The sequence below is a fragment of the Serratia sp. K1WW1 genome (genome assembly GCF_055790865.1).
This window is the reverse complement of sequence record NZ_CM147697.1, coordinates 3,274,344-3,288,542: the sequence shown is the minus strand read 5'-3', so window position 1 is coordinate 3,288,542 and position 14,199 is coordinate 3,274,344. Positions and strand designations below refer to the sequence as shown.

The window sequence follows — 14,199 nt, the reverse complement described above, 5'->3', positions numbered from 1 at the left end:
AGCCTCCATGGATGGATTTACGGCGTGTCGGCGTTCTGCATGACTCTCACCTGTTGCATTATCGGGGGAGCTATTTGCTAGCAGAATGATTGAGATCCTGCTGCTACAGGCGCAGAATATGACAACGAATTTACCGCTTGGTTGCTAATCCAGATGACTGATAATAATGAGTTTGATGTGGCGGATCTGCGCCGTGAATATACCCGTGGCGGGCTGCGCCGAAACGATCTGACCGCCAACCCCCTGGATTTGTTCGAACGCTGGCTCAAACAGGCCTGTGAGGCGCGTCTGGCGGATCCTACCGCCATGTGCGTCGCTACCGTGGACGAGCAGGGGCAGCCTTTCCAACGCATCGTGTTGCTAAAGCACTTCGATGACCAGGGCTTGGTGTTTTATACCAACCTTGGCAGCCGCAAAGCGCAACAGCTGGCGCAAAACCCGCATATCAGCCTGCTGTTCCCGTGGCATATGCTGGATCGCCAGGTGATCTTCCTAGGCAAGGCCGAGCGGCTATCGACGCTGGAAGTGATGAAGTATTTCAACAGTCGGCCCAAAGACAGCCAGATCGGCGCTTGGGTATCGCAACAGTCAACGCGCATTTCTGCCCGTGGCATCCTCGAAAGCAAGTTCCTTGAGCTGAAGCAAAAGTTCCAGCAAGGCGAGGTGCCATTGCCCAGTTTCTGGGGCGGTTTCCGCGTCAGATTCGACTCCGTTGAATTCTGGCAAGGGGGCGCGCACCGCTTGCACGACCGTTTCCTGTATCAACGCGAGGGAAATGACTGGAAAATTGACCGACTGGCACCCTGATAGACGGAAAATCCCCCTTAAGCGCTGGCACTGATGCCGCTGGCGCTTTATTCTATGCGCTACCCCGAATTTTGTAATTTTCGCCAATGGGCGAAGGCCGTGTACCGGCAAAGGTGCATTCGTTTATACATGGAGAAATTGATGGCTAGCATCAACCTGATTCAACAACTGCAAGAGCGGGGCCTGGTGGCTCAAGTGACGGACGAGGAAGCGTTAGCAGAGCGACTGGCGCAAGGGCCAATTGCACTGTATTGCGGCTTCGATCCGACCGCTGACAGCTTGCATTTGGGCCATCTGGTGCCTCTGCTGTGCCTGAAGCGTTTCCAACTGGCCGGCCATACGCCGGTAGCGTTGGTAGGTGGCGCGACCGGTATGATCGGCGACCCAAGCTTTAAAGCCGCCGAACGCAAACTCAACACCACGGAAACGGTCAACGAATGGGTCGAGAAAATCCGCAAGCAGGTTTCTCCGTTCCTCGATTTCGACTGTGGCAGCAACAGCGCCATTGCGGCCAATAACTACGATTGGTTTGGCGGCATGAACGTGCTGACCTTCCTGCGTGACATCGGTAAACACTTCTCGGTAAACCAGATGATCAACAAGGAAGCGGTCAAGCAGCGCCTCAACCGTGATGACTCCGGGATCTCCTTCACCGAGTTTTCCTACAACCTGCTGCAGGGGTTCGACTTCTCCGAGCTGTATAACCGCCATCAGGTGGAGCTGCAGATCGGCGGTTCCGACCAGTGGGGCAACATCACCTCGGGTATCGACCTGACTCGCCGCATGCACCAGAAACAGGTGTTCGGCCTGACGGTTCCGTTGATCACCAAGTCAGACGGAACCAAGTTTGGCAAAACCGAAGGCGGTGCAGTATGGCTGGCTCCGGAAAAAACCAGCCCGTACAAATTCTACCAGTTCTGGATCAACACCGCGGATGCGGACGTTTATCGCTTCCTGAAGTTCTTCACCTTCCTGAGCATTGAAGAGATTAATGCGCTGGAAGAAGAAGACAAGAACAGCGGCAAAGCGCCACGCGCCCAGTATGTGCTGGCAGAAGAAGTGACCGGTATGGTGCATGGCGCTGAGGGCTTGGCCGCGGCGAAACGCATCACCCAGAGCCTGTTCTCTGGCGCGCTGCACGAAATGACCGAGGCGGACTTTGCGCAGTTGGCGCAGGATGGCATGCCAACTATCAAGCTGGAGAACGATGCGGATCTGCAACAGGCGTTGGTGAATGCAGAGCTGGTTCCTTCTCGCGGGCAGGCTCGCACCATGATCGGTTCCAACGCGGTGACCATCAACGGTGAGAAGCAGTCTAATCCGGAATATCTGTTTACCGACAGCGATCGCCTGTTTGGCCGTTACACGCTGCTGCGTCGCGGCAAAAAGCATTACTGCCTGGTTGACTGGAAATAATCTGTTTTTGATACTGACAAGGGGCCCAATGTGGCCCCTTTCTTTTATTCAGGCTTTATAGACCTTCGGCACTCAACGTGGCTGCCACTGCCGGGCGAGCTGCTACGCGATCGAAATAAGCCGTCAGGTGCGCGTGCTTCGTGAGATCAAACTGTAACGCCTTCGCCCAACGCAACACGGTGAATAGATACGCGTCCGCCACGCTGAAACGTTGGCCCAACAGGTAATGCTGTTTTTCCAGCACCGAATCCAGGTAGCTGAACTGGCTAGCCAGCTTATCGCGGGCAATCGCTTTGTATTCGTCTGGCGTCTTCGGGTTAAACAGCGGGCTGAAGCCTTTGTGCAACTCGGTGGCCACGTAGTTCAGCCATTCGATCGCATGATAGCGGGAAAGCGTGCCAGCGGCCGGGATCAGGTTACGATCCGGTACGCGATCCGCCAGGTATTGCACAATCGCCACGCCCTCGGTCAGCAGGCTGCCATCGTCAAGTACCAACGCCGGGACTTGCCCCTTCGGGTTGATCGCCAGATAGTCGGCACCACTTTCGGTTTTCTTGTGAGCTAAATCGACTTTCTCTGCGGTGAAATCCAACCCGGCCTCACGTAATACGATGTGAGGGGACAGGGAACAGGCGCCAGCTTTATAGAACAATTTCATCGAAAACTCCTTGATGGTGATGAAGGACAGGCAGGTTTAACTTCCCATCCTAGTCCTAGGCCGGAAAAATTACAGCGGTTTTGCCAACAATATTTTATTACTCCACCAGAGTGAGAGGTTGCAACTGCGCCAGTAATTCGGCGATCTGCTGCTGCAATGCCTGTGGCGCGGTTTGCATTGGGGAGCGCAACTCGTTTTTTATCAGCCCCTGCTGCGACAGCGCCGCTTTAACCGGGCCTGGGTTCGGGTAGCTGAACATCTGTTGGATCATCGGCAGCAGGGTATAGAAATTGCTGCGAGCGGCGGCCAGATCCCCTTGCGCGACTTGTTCCACCAGAGCAACAAAGCGTTCCGGGTGCAGGTGTGCCGCAGCGGAAATCGCGCCACTGCCACCCAGACATAGCGTGGTCAGGATCAGATGGTCTTCGCCGGTCAGCACGTCGATCTCGCCGTCGTGGATCAGCGCCATGGTGGCCTCAGGGCAGCCGCCACAATCTTTGATCGCTTTGATTTGCGGGTGACGGGCGAGTTGCCGCAGCGTTGCCAGCTCAAAGGTTGCTCCGGTGCGATAAGGCACATTATACAAAATCACCGGTACGCGAGAGGCATCGGCAAGGCGGGTAAAATACTCCACCAGGCCCGCCTGCGAAGGGCGAATATAGTATGGGGCGGGGATCAGCACACCGGCGATATCGCGTTGGTTGATGGCCTGCTGCATCTGCAAGGTGCTAGCCATGTTATTCCCGGAAAGGCCCATGACCACCTGGCGGGCTGGCACCACCTCGAGAACGCCATCCAGCACCGCCAACTGTTCTTCTTTGCTCAGGGCCGCGGCTTCGCCGGTCGAACCGCAGACCACCACGCCAGCGACGCCTTTGGCGATCAGATGCTGAGCCAGCCTTTTGACTGCCGGGAAATCAACGACGTCCTGATTGAATGGGGTAACCAGTGCTACCCAAATACCGGAAAATGAAGCCATGTAAAACTCCTGCTGCGTGACCGACTAGGAGTCAGATGAACAAACCAGAGAGGGGTATCGCGTTGCACACCATCCAGTCAGCTCATCTGACGGGACAGCGCGCCCCGGTCAAATGAGCGGCTGTTTCTTCGAAGTAAGCGCCAAAGCTTCACCCACGGTCAACGCGGTTTGCTGCGGTGTGGCCTGTTGGATGAAAGGGGACATGGCGATCTCATAACCTGTGAATGTCACCCGATAGTGGACAGGTCACGGTTAACTGTCAATGGATAACCAGATGATAATAGGGATATTAATAATGGCAGGGCGTAGATGAATCTGGCTTATCAAACAGAGACCCCGCCGAAGCGGGGTCTGTGATCAACGATGTGGGCGCGTGCTGATGGAGGCAGTCCAACTGAAGGTGGCACCTGTTGGCTGTGCCCGGTTGGCTTTGCGTTCTGCGCGGGTCGCTTTGGCAATCTTTTCACGTGCGGCCATAATGCGATCGATGGCTTCGTCTTTAATTTTATTATGTTCGGAGTTGGTCAACTGGCGCTCGAGGTTTTTGCTTGCTCTGTCCAGATCGGTCTTTACTTCACGTTGTTCGCTTTCTGTCATTTCTTTCAGCGTTAGTCTCTTCATTTTGGCAACCTGTGTTGTGAAGTTGACTTTCAGTGTACAGCATTTATGGCAAAGATATTGTTCTGTAGTTATCAATGTGCCGATCAAACTACTTTCAGCAGCTCGCTGAGGAAACGGGCAAATCGAACTTTATCATCTGACGACTATTGGCTGCGAGAGTTGCCGTATTTGTCGTCGTACTCACGCCGATAGCCGCGTGCTTTATTGCGATCGCGGATCCACAGATAGCCGCAAACCAGGGCCACCAGGGTTGAAAATGAAACATTACGCAGATCCCGGTCATAATAAAACACCAACAATGCATCCAGCGCTGCCACCAGGGCAATCCACTTATACATGTGCGACTGCCGCCGTGTTGCGGCGTTAAGGCGTTTCAACTGTCTGGCTTCGTGCAAAACCGGCTTTTGCTGCATAGTCACTCATCATCAATCAGTCCAGTTGCTAAATTAGCAGATTATTCCCGGCAGCGTCATAGCGGATAAGGGCTGTTATGTCACTTTCTGCATCGGTTTAAAAATCATGCGTTGACGGATTGAAATCGGTCAAAAACGTGGTAGGTTATTTATTCACTATTTTCGATTTTATATTCAGTTGGTGGCGATGATTGTCAGAACCTGGCACGGCTGCGTGCCGCTACAACATCGGCAAGGATTTGCCGATCATTTACATGTCACAGGCGTCAAGCATGCTAAAGAGATTGCGGGCAACCGTGGTGCTTTTGTCAGGCAAGAGGTGCAGGGAGACTATGCGCATTTCTTTCTGGCAACTTATTGGACCTCGCTGGAGGCCATCAAATGTTTCGCCGGTGAAGCCTATCAAGTTGCGGTAACTTATCCGGATGATGAAGCCTTCGCGCTGATCTCCGATCCTTACGTGTTTCACCATCAGGTTGATAAAATCGTCGAGCTTTAACCTCGGATTCAACGTTATGCAGGGGATTACGATGAACAGCAAAACAGTACGCCCAGAAGAGATCGTGCAACAGCAGCTTGATGCCTACAATGCCCGTGATATCGACGCCTTTATAGCCTGCTGGGCCGACGATGCGCTGTATTATCAGCATCCGGATACGCTGCTTGCCCGTGGTAAAGGTGAAATTCGTGAGCGTCATCTTGCCCGCTTCCAAGAGCCTAGCCTTTACGGTGAGCGTATCAAACGTATGGTGGTGGAGAATTTGGTGATAGACCAAGAGGTGGTCACGCGCAATTTTCCACAGGGACGCGGGAAGATGGACATCATTGCCATCTATGAAATTGAGCAAGGGAAGATCGCCAAGGCCTGGTTTAAGATTGGGCCGTGTGAGCTGGATGAGGGCGCGTTATAGCGCCCCCTGACTTACAGTGCCAAAATGGCTTCGATCTCGACGTTGAGATCTGGCGAAAACAGCGCGCTGACGGCAACCAGAGAACTGGCAGGGAGCGCACCGTCCAGATAGTCGAAGAGGACGTCACGGATGGCGGCCAGGTCGGCTATTTCGGTCAGAAAAACGGTGATCTTGATCAGTGATTTAAGATTGGTGCCCTCGCTGGCAGCCACGGCAGCAAGTTGTTCCAGTATGGCGCGAGCCTGGTCTTGTACCGCTTGCCCCTGGGCTTCGGTGGCAAAGGCGGTCAGGCCAGAGACGTACAGCGTATCGGCGTGGCGTACCGCGTGCACATAGGGCCCGCCCGGCTTAGGTAATTTTGCATAGTTGGTACGTTTGAGTAATGACATGATGACCCCACGAGATGACCAAGAGCACGCACTCATCAGCGCGTGCAGCCGAAAGTTTTGCAGGATGCTGCCTGGTAATACTATCATCCAAGGCAATCGTTCACGCAATAAGGGTGCATAAGGGTGATCAACCAAGCATTTATTCCTTATCTGCAACGTTGGCAACTTGAACCAGACGGACCAGCGTTTGAAACCCACAGCAGCCTGCTGATGCCGGTACGCTATCAAATGATGCCCGCAATGCTGAAAATTGCCCGCGAACAGGAAGAAAAATTTGGCGGCCTGCTGATGTGCTGGTGGCGTGGGGAAGGTGCTGCGCGGGTGCTGGCCTGGCATGATGACGGCATTTTGCTGGAAAGGGCTATGGGGCCTTTGTCATTGGCACAGTTGGTACGCAATGGTGAAGACCAACGGGCAACCGCTATTCTGTGCCAGGTCATTGCCCGATTGCATGCGCCACGAGATGAGCCTTATCCCGAACTGATCCCCTTGCATCAGTGGTTTAACGCCTTATGGCCCGCAGCGCAGGCTCATGGAGGCATGTTGCGCTTGAGTGCCACCGCTGCGGCAGAACTGTTGACCAGCCCAAGGGATCAAGGGGTGTTGCATGGGGATATTCACCATGACAACGTGCTGGATTTTGCCGAACGCGGCTGGCTAGTGATTGATCCCAAGCGTCTGTATGGCGAGCGTGGATTTGATTACGCCAATATCTTCTGCAACCCCAATTACGGTGTCGCCACCGATCCCGATATCTTCCATCGTCGCGTTGAACAGGTTTGCTCGCTGGCTGGCTTGGAACGTTACCGTCTGCTGCAGTGGATCCTGGCTTGGGCGGGGCTTTCCGCTGCCTGGTTTTTGGAGGATGGTGAGCAAGCGGATATCGATTTTCGCGTAGCAGAACTGGCAGCGCGTGCCTTGGGTATCGCGCTGCCGCAGGGGGATAGCGGATTTATCCTGCCAATCGTTGAGAGCCAATAGCGTGATTCAAGGCATTTTGCGCCGTGGTAATGAGAAAATAGCGTAAGCCAGTACTCCGCCAATCAGCCCCCAGAACGCAGCCCCCACGTTTAACAAAGTCAATCCGGAAGCGGTGATCAGAAAAGTGATCACCGCAGCGTCCCGCTGTTTATCATCCTGGAGCGCGCGCTGCAAACTACCGGCAATGGTGCCTAATAACGCCAGCCCGGCGATGGTATGGATCAAGGTTACCGGCAGCGCGCTGAACAGCATGCCAATGGTACCGCCGAACACCCCAGCTAACAGATAAAAGCCACCGGCGGCCACGGCAGCCATATAACGGCGCTTGGGATCGGGATGTACGTCCGGCCCCATACAGATGGCGGCGGTGATGGCGGCAATACACACCGTAAAGCCGCCAAAAGGAGCCAGCACCAGAGCCGTCAGGGCGGTCCAACTAATTAGGGGAGAAGTGGGGACGTCATACCCGCCAGCCTTGAGAGTGGCGATGCCGGGTGCGTTCTGCGAGGCCATCGTCACGACGAAGAAAGGGATACCTATGCCCAGCAACGTCGATAGCGTGAAGTGCGGAGCGATAAATTCCGGCTTGGCGAAGGACAGCGTTTGTTGAGTGAAATGAATGTTACCCTGAAACGCCGCGATGATCAGCCCGGCAAGCAACGTCAGAACGATCCCGTAACGCGGCAGATAGCGGCGGGTGATCAGATACACCAGACACATACCGGCGCTGAGTGAAAAATTGATCTGCAAGGAAGCAAAGGCGTCCAACCCGAAGCGGAGCAATATGCCAGCCAGCATTGCTGCCGATATGGCCTGCGGGATATGGTTCATCAACCTGGCAAACAGGCCGGTGACACCACACAGCAGGATCAGCCCGCTGGCAAAAATAAATACCCCGATGGCCTCATTGAGCGGGGTACCGGGCAAGCTGGTGACCAGCAGCGCGGCACCGGGTGTCGACCAGGCGGTGAGGATTGGCGTACGGTAATAGAGCGAGAGCCCCAACGAAGTAATACCCATACCTAGACCAAGCATGCTCAGCCAGCCGCCAATTTGTATCGGGCTGGCCCCTGCGGCGGCAGCGGCCTGAAAGATAATCGCCGCAGAACTGGTATAGCCGACCAGCACGGCGACAAAACCGGCAACGATGGCAGAAAAGGAGATATCACGTAATGAGAGTGCAGGACGCATAGCCGCTCCCGAGTTTGTGTGCGTTATAACGTACGAGTTGACGGAGCATAGCATCGTGCGTTATAGCGCACAAGGGGCTATAATCGTCGCAGGTTTATCAGGAGAACCGCTATGCAGGATCTTGCCAGCCATTTGGCGCAAACGCTGAAGTCATTACGTACGCAACGCGGTTGGAGCCTTAATCAGGCTGCCGAAAATACGGGCGTCAGCAAGGCTATGCTGGGGCAGATCGAACGGGGTGAGTCCAGCCCAACGGTGGCGACCTTATGGAAAATTGCTACCGGGTTTAACGTGGCTTTCTCTGCCTTTCTGGAAACGGCGCCGCTGCAACCGGCGGCTATGCTGCATCGTTATGGCGAGTTGCCAATTTTCAATCAAGACAATGCCGACATGCGTGTGGTACCGCTGTTCCCATTCGACCGCCAACTGGGTTTTGATATGTTTGTGATCGACTTGGCTCCTGGCGCACTCAGTGAATCCTCGGCTCATGAGCCGGGCGTGATTGAACATATCATCGTCATCAGTGGCCAACTGGAACTGGCGATTAACGGCGAGTGGTACAGCCTTGCCAGCGGAGAAGCCATGCGTTTCCAGGCGGATTGCCCACATGCGTATCATAATGCCAGCGCAGAGCCGGTACGCATTCACGACTTGATCCATTACCCACGGATTTAATCGTAGCCGTGAATGTTGACGTGCAAAAAAGGGTGCTCACGGAACGTCTCCCAGCAAGTTACGGACGGGGCGAACCCCATCCGTGGGATCGCCTTACCGCTGTTTCAGGCAAGACAGAATGGCGGCAATTTCCGTTGTTCCTTGCCTGACGCGTAACTCACACAGTGAATCACGTGTTATCCAGGTGAATGCGATCAGCGTCACACAGATAACGATCAGGCATAAAACCAGCAGTTTTTGCGGCATTCTTAACCTCCTTGTCCCTTGATTTCGGGAATTTTAGAGGATAATCTCACCTTGTTAGGGAGTGAGATCGGCCTCGGATTGATGTATATCGGTCCGGGGCTTTTCTCTTTCCATCCTTTACCCAATGCTCCAGACGGAAAGATCCAGAGCACCCACCTGCAGTCTACTTAATACCCATGCTGTTGAATGCACTCGATTGTTTAGATAGGGAGGCGTTTCGCAATTTTTCTATGCACGTGCTGCAACACCGGATGCTGATGCTGGGATCGGGGGCGGTGATATGGAAAAGCGTGTGGGATGATTTGGCGGGTGTTGAAAGGTCAAAAAAGGGTGCTCACGGAACGTCTCCCAGCAAGTTACGGATGGGGCGAACCCCATCCGTGGGATCGCCTTACCGCTGTTTCAGGCAAGACAGAATGGCGGCAATTTCCGTTGTTCCTTGCCTGACGCGTAACTCACACAGCGAATCACGTGTTATCCAGGTGAATGCGATCAGCGTCACACAGATAACGATCAGGCATAAAACCAGCAGTTTTTGCGGCATTCTTAACCTCCTTGTCCCTTGATTTCGGGAATTTTAGAGGATAATCTCACCTTGTTTGGGAGTGAGATCGGCCTCGGATTGATGTAAATCGGTCCGGGGCTTTTCTCTTTCCATCCTTTATCCAATGCTCCAGACGGAAAGATCCAGAGCACCCACCTGCAGTCTACTTAATACCCATGCTGTTGAATGTAGTCGATTGTTCAGATAGCGAAGCGTTTCGCAATTTTTCTGTGCACCATAAAAAAACGCCGAAGCTAGGCTCCGGCGTTTTTGAGGTCAGGTTACAGCAGAGATTAGAGAGCTGCAGCTTTCGCTTTTGCTGCCGTATCTTCTGCGGTATCCAGCGTCATGCGGTACAGCTTCGGTGCGGTCAGCATCATCAGCACGGCGATCACCGCCGTAGCGATACCAATCTGCATAAACACGTGGCTATAGATAGCCAAAGAAGCATGCGCATCGTTAATGTCGCTTGGGACGGCGGTCAGACCCGCGACCTTACCGGCGATCAGCGCGGCGGCGGCGGTGGTCAGGAACCAGGAGCCCATGATGAAGCCCATCAGGCGCTGTGGTACCAACTGTGCGACCATGGCCAGACCCAGACCAGAGATCATCAACTCACCGATACTCTGCAGCGCATAGCTCAAGATTAGCCAGTTAACGGACACGATACCCTGATCGTTGGCGAAGCTTGCGCCCCACGGCAGCACCAGGAACGCCCCGGAACACAGGATCATGCCGAAGGCAAACTTGTGCGGCATCGGCAGACGATCACCCATCTTGTTATACAGCGCGGCGAGAATAGGGCTGGCCATCATGATCCAGAACGGGTTCAGTGCCTGATACTGCTCCGGCTCAAAAGCGATACCCAGAATATTGTGCTCAACGTTGTGGATAGCGAAGAAGTTCAGTGAGGTTGGCATCTGGCTGTACAACACGAAGAACACCACCGCTTCGAGCATCAGCAGGAAGGCCACGATCATTTTACGACGAGCGGCGCCGTGTAAGGCGAAGGTTTCCTTGGCGAACACGATGACGATACCCACAGAGATGATAGCCAGTGCCCAGCGCGCGATAATCTGGTTGTGCAGCAACCAGCTGGAAACCGCGATCAGTGCTACCACACCAACGATCACCATCAGCAGTTTTTTGACCTGCAGGGGCTTAAAGTCAGGTTTTGAACCGTATTGTTTAACCCAGCCGTGGCACATCATAAAGTTGACTAGGGTGATCAACATCCCCACCACACTCAGTGAGAAGGCGACGCTCCAGCCATACTTGGCCGCAAGCCACGGGGTTGCCAGCATGGAGAAGAATGAGCCGATGTTGACGGACATATAGTACATGGTAAATGCACCGTCCAAACGCGGATCGTCTTTCTCATAGCAGGTAGACAGCAGGGAGGAAGGGTTGGCTTTAAACAGACCGCTACCCACGGCGATGGTGGCCATCCCCAGGTAAACCCAGAAGATATCATGACCAGAATAGGCCACCATGGCGTAGCCGGCGGCCAGCACGATGGCCCCCAAGACGATCACCCGCTTGGAGCCAAGAACTTTATCCCCCAACCAGCCACCAATGGCCACGAAACCGTACACCAGCGCGCTGAATGAGGAGAACAGCGTAATCGAGTCGGCTTCACTCAGGCCAAGCATCTTGACCAGATAGACCGCCATGATGCCTTGCAGGCCGTAGTAGCCGAAACGTTCCCAGAGTTCAATCGAGAAGATCAGGTAGAAGGCCTTAGGTTGCTTAAACGCGTTAAGGCTAATGTTTTCCGAAGAATTGTTGTTTGCAGTTGACACTGGTACCTCTGGTTTTTTCACTACCCGTATTGTCAGGACGGGAAATAGCAGAATGTGATACAGGGCTGCACACTTCTGCATTGTTATAGGATGAATGCCGGCGGTTAATGTTCACTATCTTTGTCAACGTGGCAAGCTTTTTGACATGTTCTGTTACATATAACATAGGCAACGCTATGCAACTATGTTGCAAATGTTATGCAGTATTAACGTTTGCCATTTTTAAATTTGCCGAGTTTTTGTTTTGATTAAAAGCTATCCTGAATTAATTTAGTTATATCTTCTGCTATTTTAGCCATATCCAGTCCATACCAATGCTCATGATTGATTAGGCCTTGGTTTGTTGTGCATAAACTGGGTTATGCAAAATTTCTGAAAATGAACCAATCGGTGGTGAGGTTTGTAAATGAGATGTGATCGTCAAGACGTGAGGTTAACCACAATTTTTGACTAATTTTACGGTTGAAAATATCTGAAACAGCGAGTTTGTAGCGTAATCCCGGGTTCCACCAAGGTTAATGCTGCACGAAGTCACATTTTTGATAAAAAACCGGAGGGAAGAGTCGCAGACACGGATCGCCGTGCCCGGTACTCTCAATCAAGCGGATAGACCTTCTCTTTAAACTCGCACAGGTCTTCGATAATGCATGAACCACAGCGCGGTTTACGGGCGATACAGGTATAGCGGCCATGCAGGATAAACCAGTGATGGCAGTCGACTTTAAACTCGGCGGGAACCACTTTCAGCAGCTTTTCCTCTACCTGCTCCACGTTTTTCCCTGGGGCAAAGTGGGTGCGGTTACAGACGCGGAAGATATGGGTGTCAACGGCAATGGTCGGCCAACCGAAGGCCGTGTTCAACACCACATTAGCCGTTTTACGCCCCACGCCGGGCAGGGCTTCGAGTGCTGCGCGATCTTCCGGCACTTCACCGCCATGCTTTTCCAACAGGATACGGCAGGTTTTAATCACGTTCTCGGCTTTGCTGTTAAACAGGCCGATGGTTTTGATGTACTCTTTGACGCCGTCTACCCCTAGCGCCAGCAAGGCCGCTGGCGTGTTGGCAACCGGGTAGAGCTTGGCCGTGGCCTTGTTAACGCTGACGTCGGTTGCCTGAGCGGAGAGCAGCACGGAAATCAACAGCTCAAAAGGTGTGGTATACACCAGCTCGGTGGTCGGATGCGGGTCGTTGTCCCGCAAGCGGGTCAGGATCTCCAGGCGTTTCTCTTTATTCATAGCGCTTTCTCTACGTGTCCCTGTTCCATGTTAGGTTCAACTGCCAAGGCCTTGGCTTTACGCGCCTTCATTTTTTCGTCAATCAGATATTTGGTTGCCAGCATCAAGCCCAGACCGATAAAGGCACCTGGTGGCAGCATGGCCAGCAGGAAAGGGGTGTCGAAATGGACAATCTCAATGCGCAACACCTTGGCCCAACCGCCCAGCAGCAGGTCAGCGCCATCAAATAGCGTACCGTTACCAATCAGCTCGCGTAGCGAGCCCAGCACAAACATGGCACTGGTGGCGCCTAGCCCGATGGCCATACCATCGATCAATGCCAGTCCTACCGGTTTTCGCGCCGCTACTGCTTCAGCTCGGCCCACCACGATGCAGTTGGTGACGATCAGCGGGATAAAAATCCCCAATGATTGATACAGGCCGAAAGCGTAGGCGTTGATCAACATCTGCACGATACTCACCGCGGCGGCAATGATCATCACATAAATCGGAATGCGGACCTCGCTCGGGATCCAACGGCGCAGGGCGGAGATGGAACCGTTGGTAATGGTCAGCACCAGCGTGGTGGCCAGCCCAAGTCCTAAGGCGTTGGTGGCAGTTGACGTTACCGCCAACAGCGGACACAGCCCCAATAATTGCACTAACGCAGAGTTGTTTTTCCACAACCCCTGCACGATTAACTCTTTGGCTTCACTCATTCGCTGGCTCCGCAGGCAGGCAAGGTATCCAGTTTAGGCGGCAGCGTCTCCATAAACAACGCTGTACGACGCACGGCATTGACCACCGCTCGCGGGGTGATGGTGGCCCCAGTGAACTGATCAAACATGCCGCCGTCTTTCTTCACTGCCCAACGTTTATCATCCGGGCCGTCGATCTTTTTACCGCTGAAAAAGGTGATCCAGTCGGTAATACGTAGTTCAATTTTGTCGCCCAGCCCAGGCGTTTCGTGATGTTCTATTACGCGGGTTCCCAATACCGTGCCGTTAAAATCGGCCCCGACCAGCAGTTGGATCGCACCAGAATAACCGTCTGGCGCGGTTGTTTCCAACGCGGCTGCCACCAGTTGACCATTCTTGCGGGCCAGATACAGATGGTGCGGCGCGCCGTTGCCTAACGCCGGATCGCTGACCAGCAGGCACTCGCTCTGCATATCGTTGTCATAATGTTCCGGCGGGACGACCTGGTCCAGCAGCGCTTTTTGTTGCAGCGCCGCCTGGTGGGCAATGGTAGTTTTGGTTAACTGGTACACCACGGCGGTCAGGCCGGTGGTGACCGCGGCGAACATGGCCAGTGTGGTGCCATGCTTTCTCATGGAATTAAGCATATTGAC

General features: G+C 53.8%; 18 protein-coding genes. 6 read left to right on the top strand and 12 right to left on the bottom strand.

The features are described from left to right. Nucleotides 1-153 precede the first annotated feature (153 nt). Nucleotides 154-807, top strand: coding sequence for a pyridoxamine 5'-phosphate oxidase (gene pdxH, locus ACX9GU_RS14835; RefSeq protein WP_021804541.1), 654 nt, complete (start codon nt 154-156; stop codon nt 805-807). Between the two features lie 141 nt (nt 808-948). Further along, on the top strand, nt 949-2,223 hold the full coding sequence (tyrS, locus tag ACX9GU_RS14830) for a tyrosine--tRNA ligase (protein ID WP_024529915.1): 1,275 nt from the start codon (nt 949-951) through the stop codon (nt 2,221-2,223). 55 nt (nt 2,224-2,278) lie between these two features. Here the strand turns inward: tyrS and gstA are convergent, their stop codons facing one another. The 4 genes from gstA to ACX9GU_RS14810 form a co-directional block, all read right to left on the bottom strand. Further along, nucleotides 2,279-2,881: a glutathione transferase GstA gene (gene gstA, locus ACX9GU_RS14825; protein ID WP_021178076.1), complete on the bottom strand. Its 603-nt coding sequence runs from the start codon at nt 2,879-2,881 to the stop codon at nt 2,279-2,281. A gap of 97 nt (nt 2,882-2,978) precedes the next feature. After that, nucleotides 2,979-3,860 carry a 4-hydroxy-tetrahydrodipicolinate synthase gene (gene dapA / locus ACX9GU_RS14820; protein ID WP_473192049.1) on the bottom strand — a complete coding sequence of 294 codons (882 nt, stop codon included), beginning with the start codon at nt 3,858-3,860 and terminating at the stop codon, nt 2,979-2,981. Nucleotides 3,861-4,217: 357 nt separating this feature from the next. Further along, a complete protein-coding gene (locus tag ACX9GU_RS14815) occupies nt 4,218-4,481 on the bottom strand; it encodes a YjbD family protein (RefSeq protein WP_021178074.1) in 264 nt (87 codons plus the stop codon). A gap of 143 nt (nt 4,482-4,624) precedes the next feature. Continuing rightward, nucleotides 4,625-4,894, bottom strand: coding sequence for a hypothetical protein (locus ACX9GU_RS14810; protein WP_473192048.1), 270 nt, complete (start codon nt 4,892-4,894; stop codon nt 4,625-4,627). A gap of 187 nt (nt 4,895-5,081) precedes the next feature. On the opposite strand from ACX9GU_RS14810, the gene ACX9GU_RS14805 reads away from it, so the two are divergent. Both ACX9GU_RS14805 and ACX9GU_RS14800 read left to right on the top strand, forming a co-directional pair. Beyond that, complete coding sequence (locus tag ACX9GU_RS14805) at nt 5,082-5,393, top strand: hypothetical protein (protein ID WP_065686127.1); 312 nt, start codon at nt 5,082-5,084, stop codon at nt 5,391-5,393. 31 nt (nt 5,394-5,424) lie between these two features. After that, nucleotides 5,425-5,805 (top strand): nuclear transport factor 2 family protein, encoded by a 381-nt coding sequence (locus tag ACX9GU_RS14800; RefSeq protein ID WP_473192047.1) that lies wholly within the window; start codon nt 5,425-5,427, stop codon nt 5,803-5,805. A gap of 11 nt (nt 5,806-5,816) precedes the next feature. Here the strand turns inward: ACX9GU_RS14800 and ACX9GU_RS14795 are convergent, their stop codons facing one another. Continuing rightward, entirely contained in the window at nt 5,817-6,194 is a 378-nt protein-coding gene (locus ACX9GU_RS14795) for a RidA family protein (protein WP_098931222.1), read from the bottom strand. Between the two features lie 126 nt (nt 6,195-6,320). On the opposite strand from ACX9GU_RS14795, the gene ACX9GU_RS14790 reads away from it, so the two are divergent. Further along, nucleotides 6,321-7,175 (top strand): aminoglycoside phosphotransferase family protein, encoded by an 855-nt coding sequence (locus ACX9GU_RS14790; RefSeq protein ID WP_473195192.1) that lies wholly within the window; start codon nt 6,321-6,323, stop codon nt 7,173-7,175. Between the two features lie 6 nt (nt 7,176-7,181). On the opposite strand, the gene ACX9GU_RS14785 is transcribed toward ACX9GU_RS14790, so the two are convergent. Continuing rightward, nucleotides 7,182-8,366, bottom strand: coding sequence for a benzoate/H(+) symporter BenE family transporter (locus tag ACX9GU_RS14785; RefSeq protein ID WP_473192046.1), 1,185 nt, complete (start codon nt 8,364-8,366; stop codon nt 7,182-7,184). Nucleotides 8,367-8,477: 111 nt separating this feature from the next. Between ACX9GU_RS14785 and ACX9GU_RS14780 the strand changes: the two genes are divergently transcribed. Beyond that, nucleotides 8,478-9,041, top strand: a complete 564-nt coding sequence (locus ACX9GU_RS14780; RefSeq protein WP_473192045.1) for a helix-turn-helix domain-containing protein — start codon at nt 8,478-8,480, stop codon at nt 9,039-9,041. 93 nt (nt 9,042-9,134) lie between these two features. Here the strand turns inward: ACX9GU_RS14780 and ACX9GU_RS14775 are convergent, their stop codons facing one another. The 6 genes from ACX9GU_RS14775 to rsxG form a co-directional block, all read right to left on the bottom strand. After that, entirely contained in the window at nt 9,135-9,287 is a 153-nt protein-coding gene (locus ACX9GU_RS14775) for a Hok/Gef family protein (protein WP_059200725.1), read from the bottom strand. 391 nt (nt 9,288-9,678) lie between these two features. Continuing rightward, a complete protein-coding gene (locus ACX9GU_RS14770) occupies nt 9,679-9,831 on the bottom strand; it encodes a Hok/Gef family protein (protein ID WP_059200725.1) in 153 nt (50 codons plus the stop codon). 293 nt (nt 9,832-10,124) lie between these two features. Beyond that, complete coding sequence (dtpA, locus tag ACX9GU_RS14765; protein WP_074031407.1) at nt 10,125-11,633, bottom strand: dipeptide/tripeptide permease DtpA; 1,509 nt, start codon at nt 11,631-11,633, stop codon at nt 10,125-10,127. A 594-nt stretch (nt 11,634-12,227) separates the two neighbouring features. Next, entirely contained in the window at nt 12,228-12,869 is a 642-nt protein-coding gene (nth, locus tag ACX9GU_RS14760) for an endonuclease III (RefSeq protein WP_473192044.1), read from the bottom strand. Beyond that, on the bottom strand, nt 12,866-13,567 hold the full coding sequence (locus tag ACX9GU_RS14755) for an electron transport complex subunit E (protein WP_141132149.1): 702 nt from the start codon (nt 13,565-13,567) through the stop codon (nt 12,866-12,868). Before ACX9GU_RS14755 ends, nth begins: the two co-directional genes overlap by 4 nt. After that, nucleotides 13,564-14,193, bottom strand: coding sequence for an electron transport complex subunit RsxG (rsxG, locus tag ACX9GU_RS14750; RefSeq protein WP_473192043.1), 630 nt, complete (start codon nt 14,191-14,193; stop codon nt 13,564-13,566). Before rsxG ends, ACX9GU_RS14755 begins: the two co-directional genes overlap by 4 nt. Nucleotides 14,194-14,199: the final 6 nt, after the last annotated feature.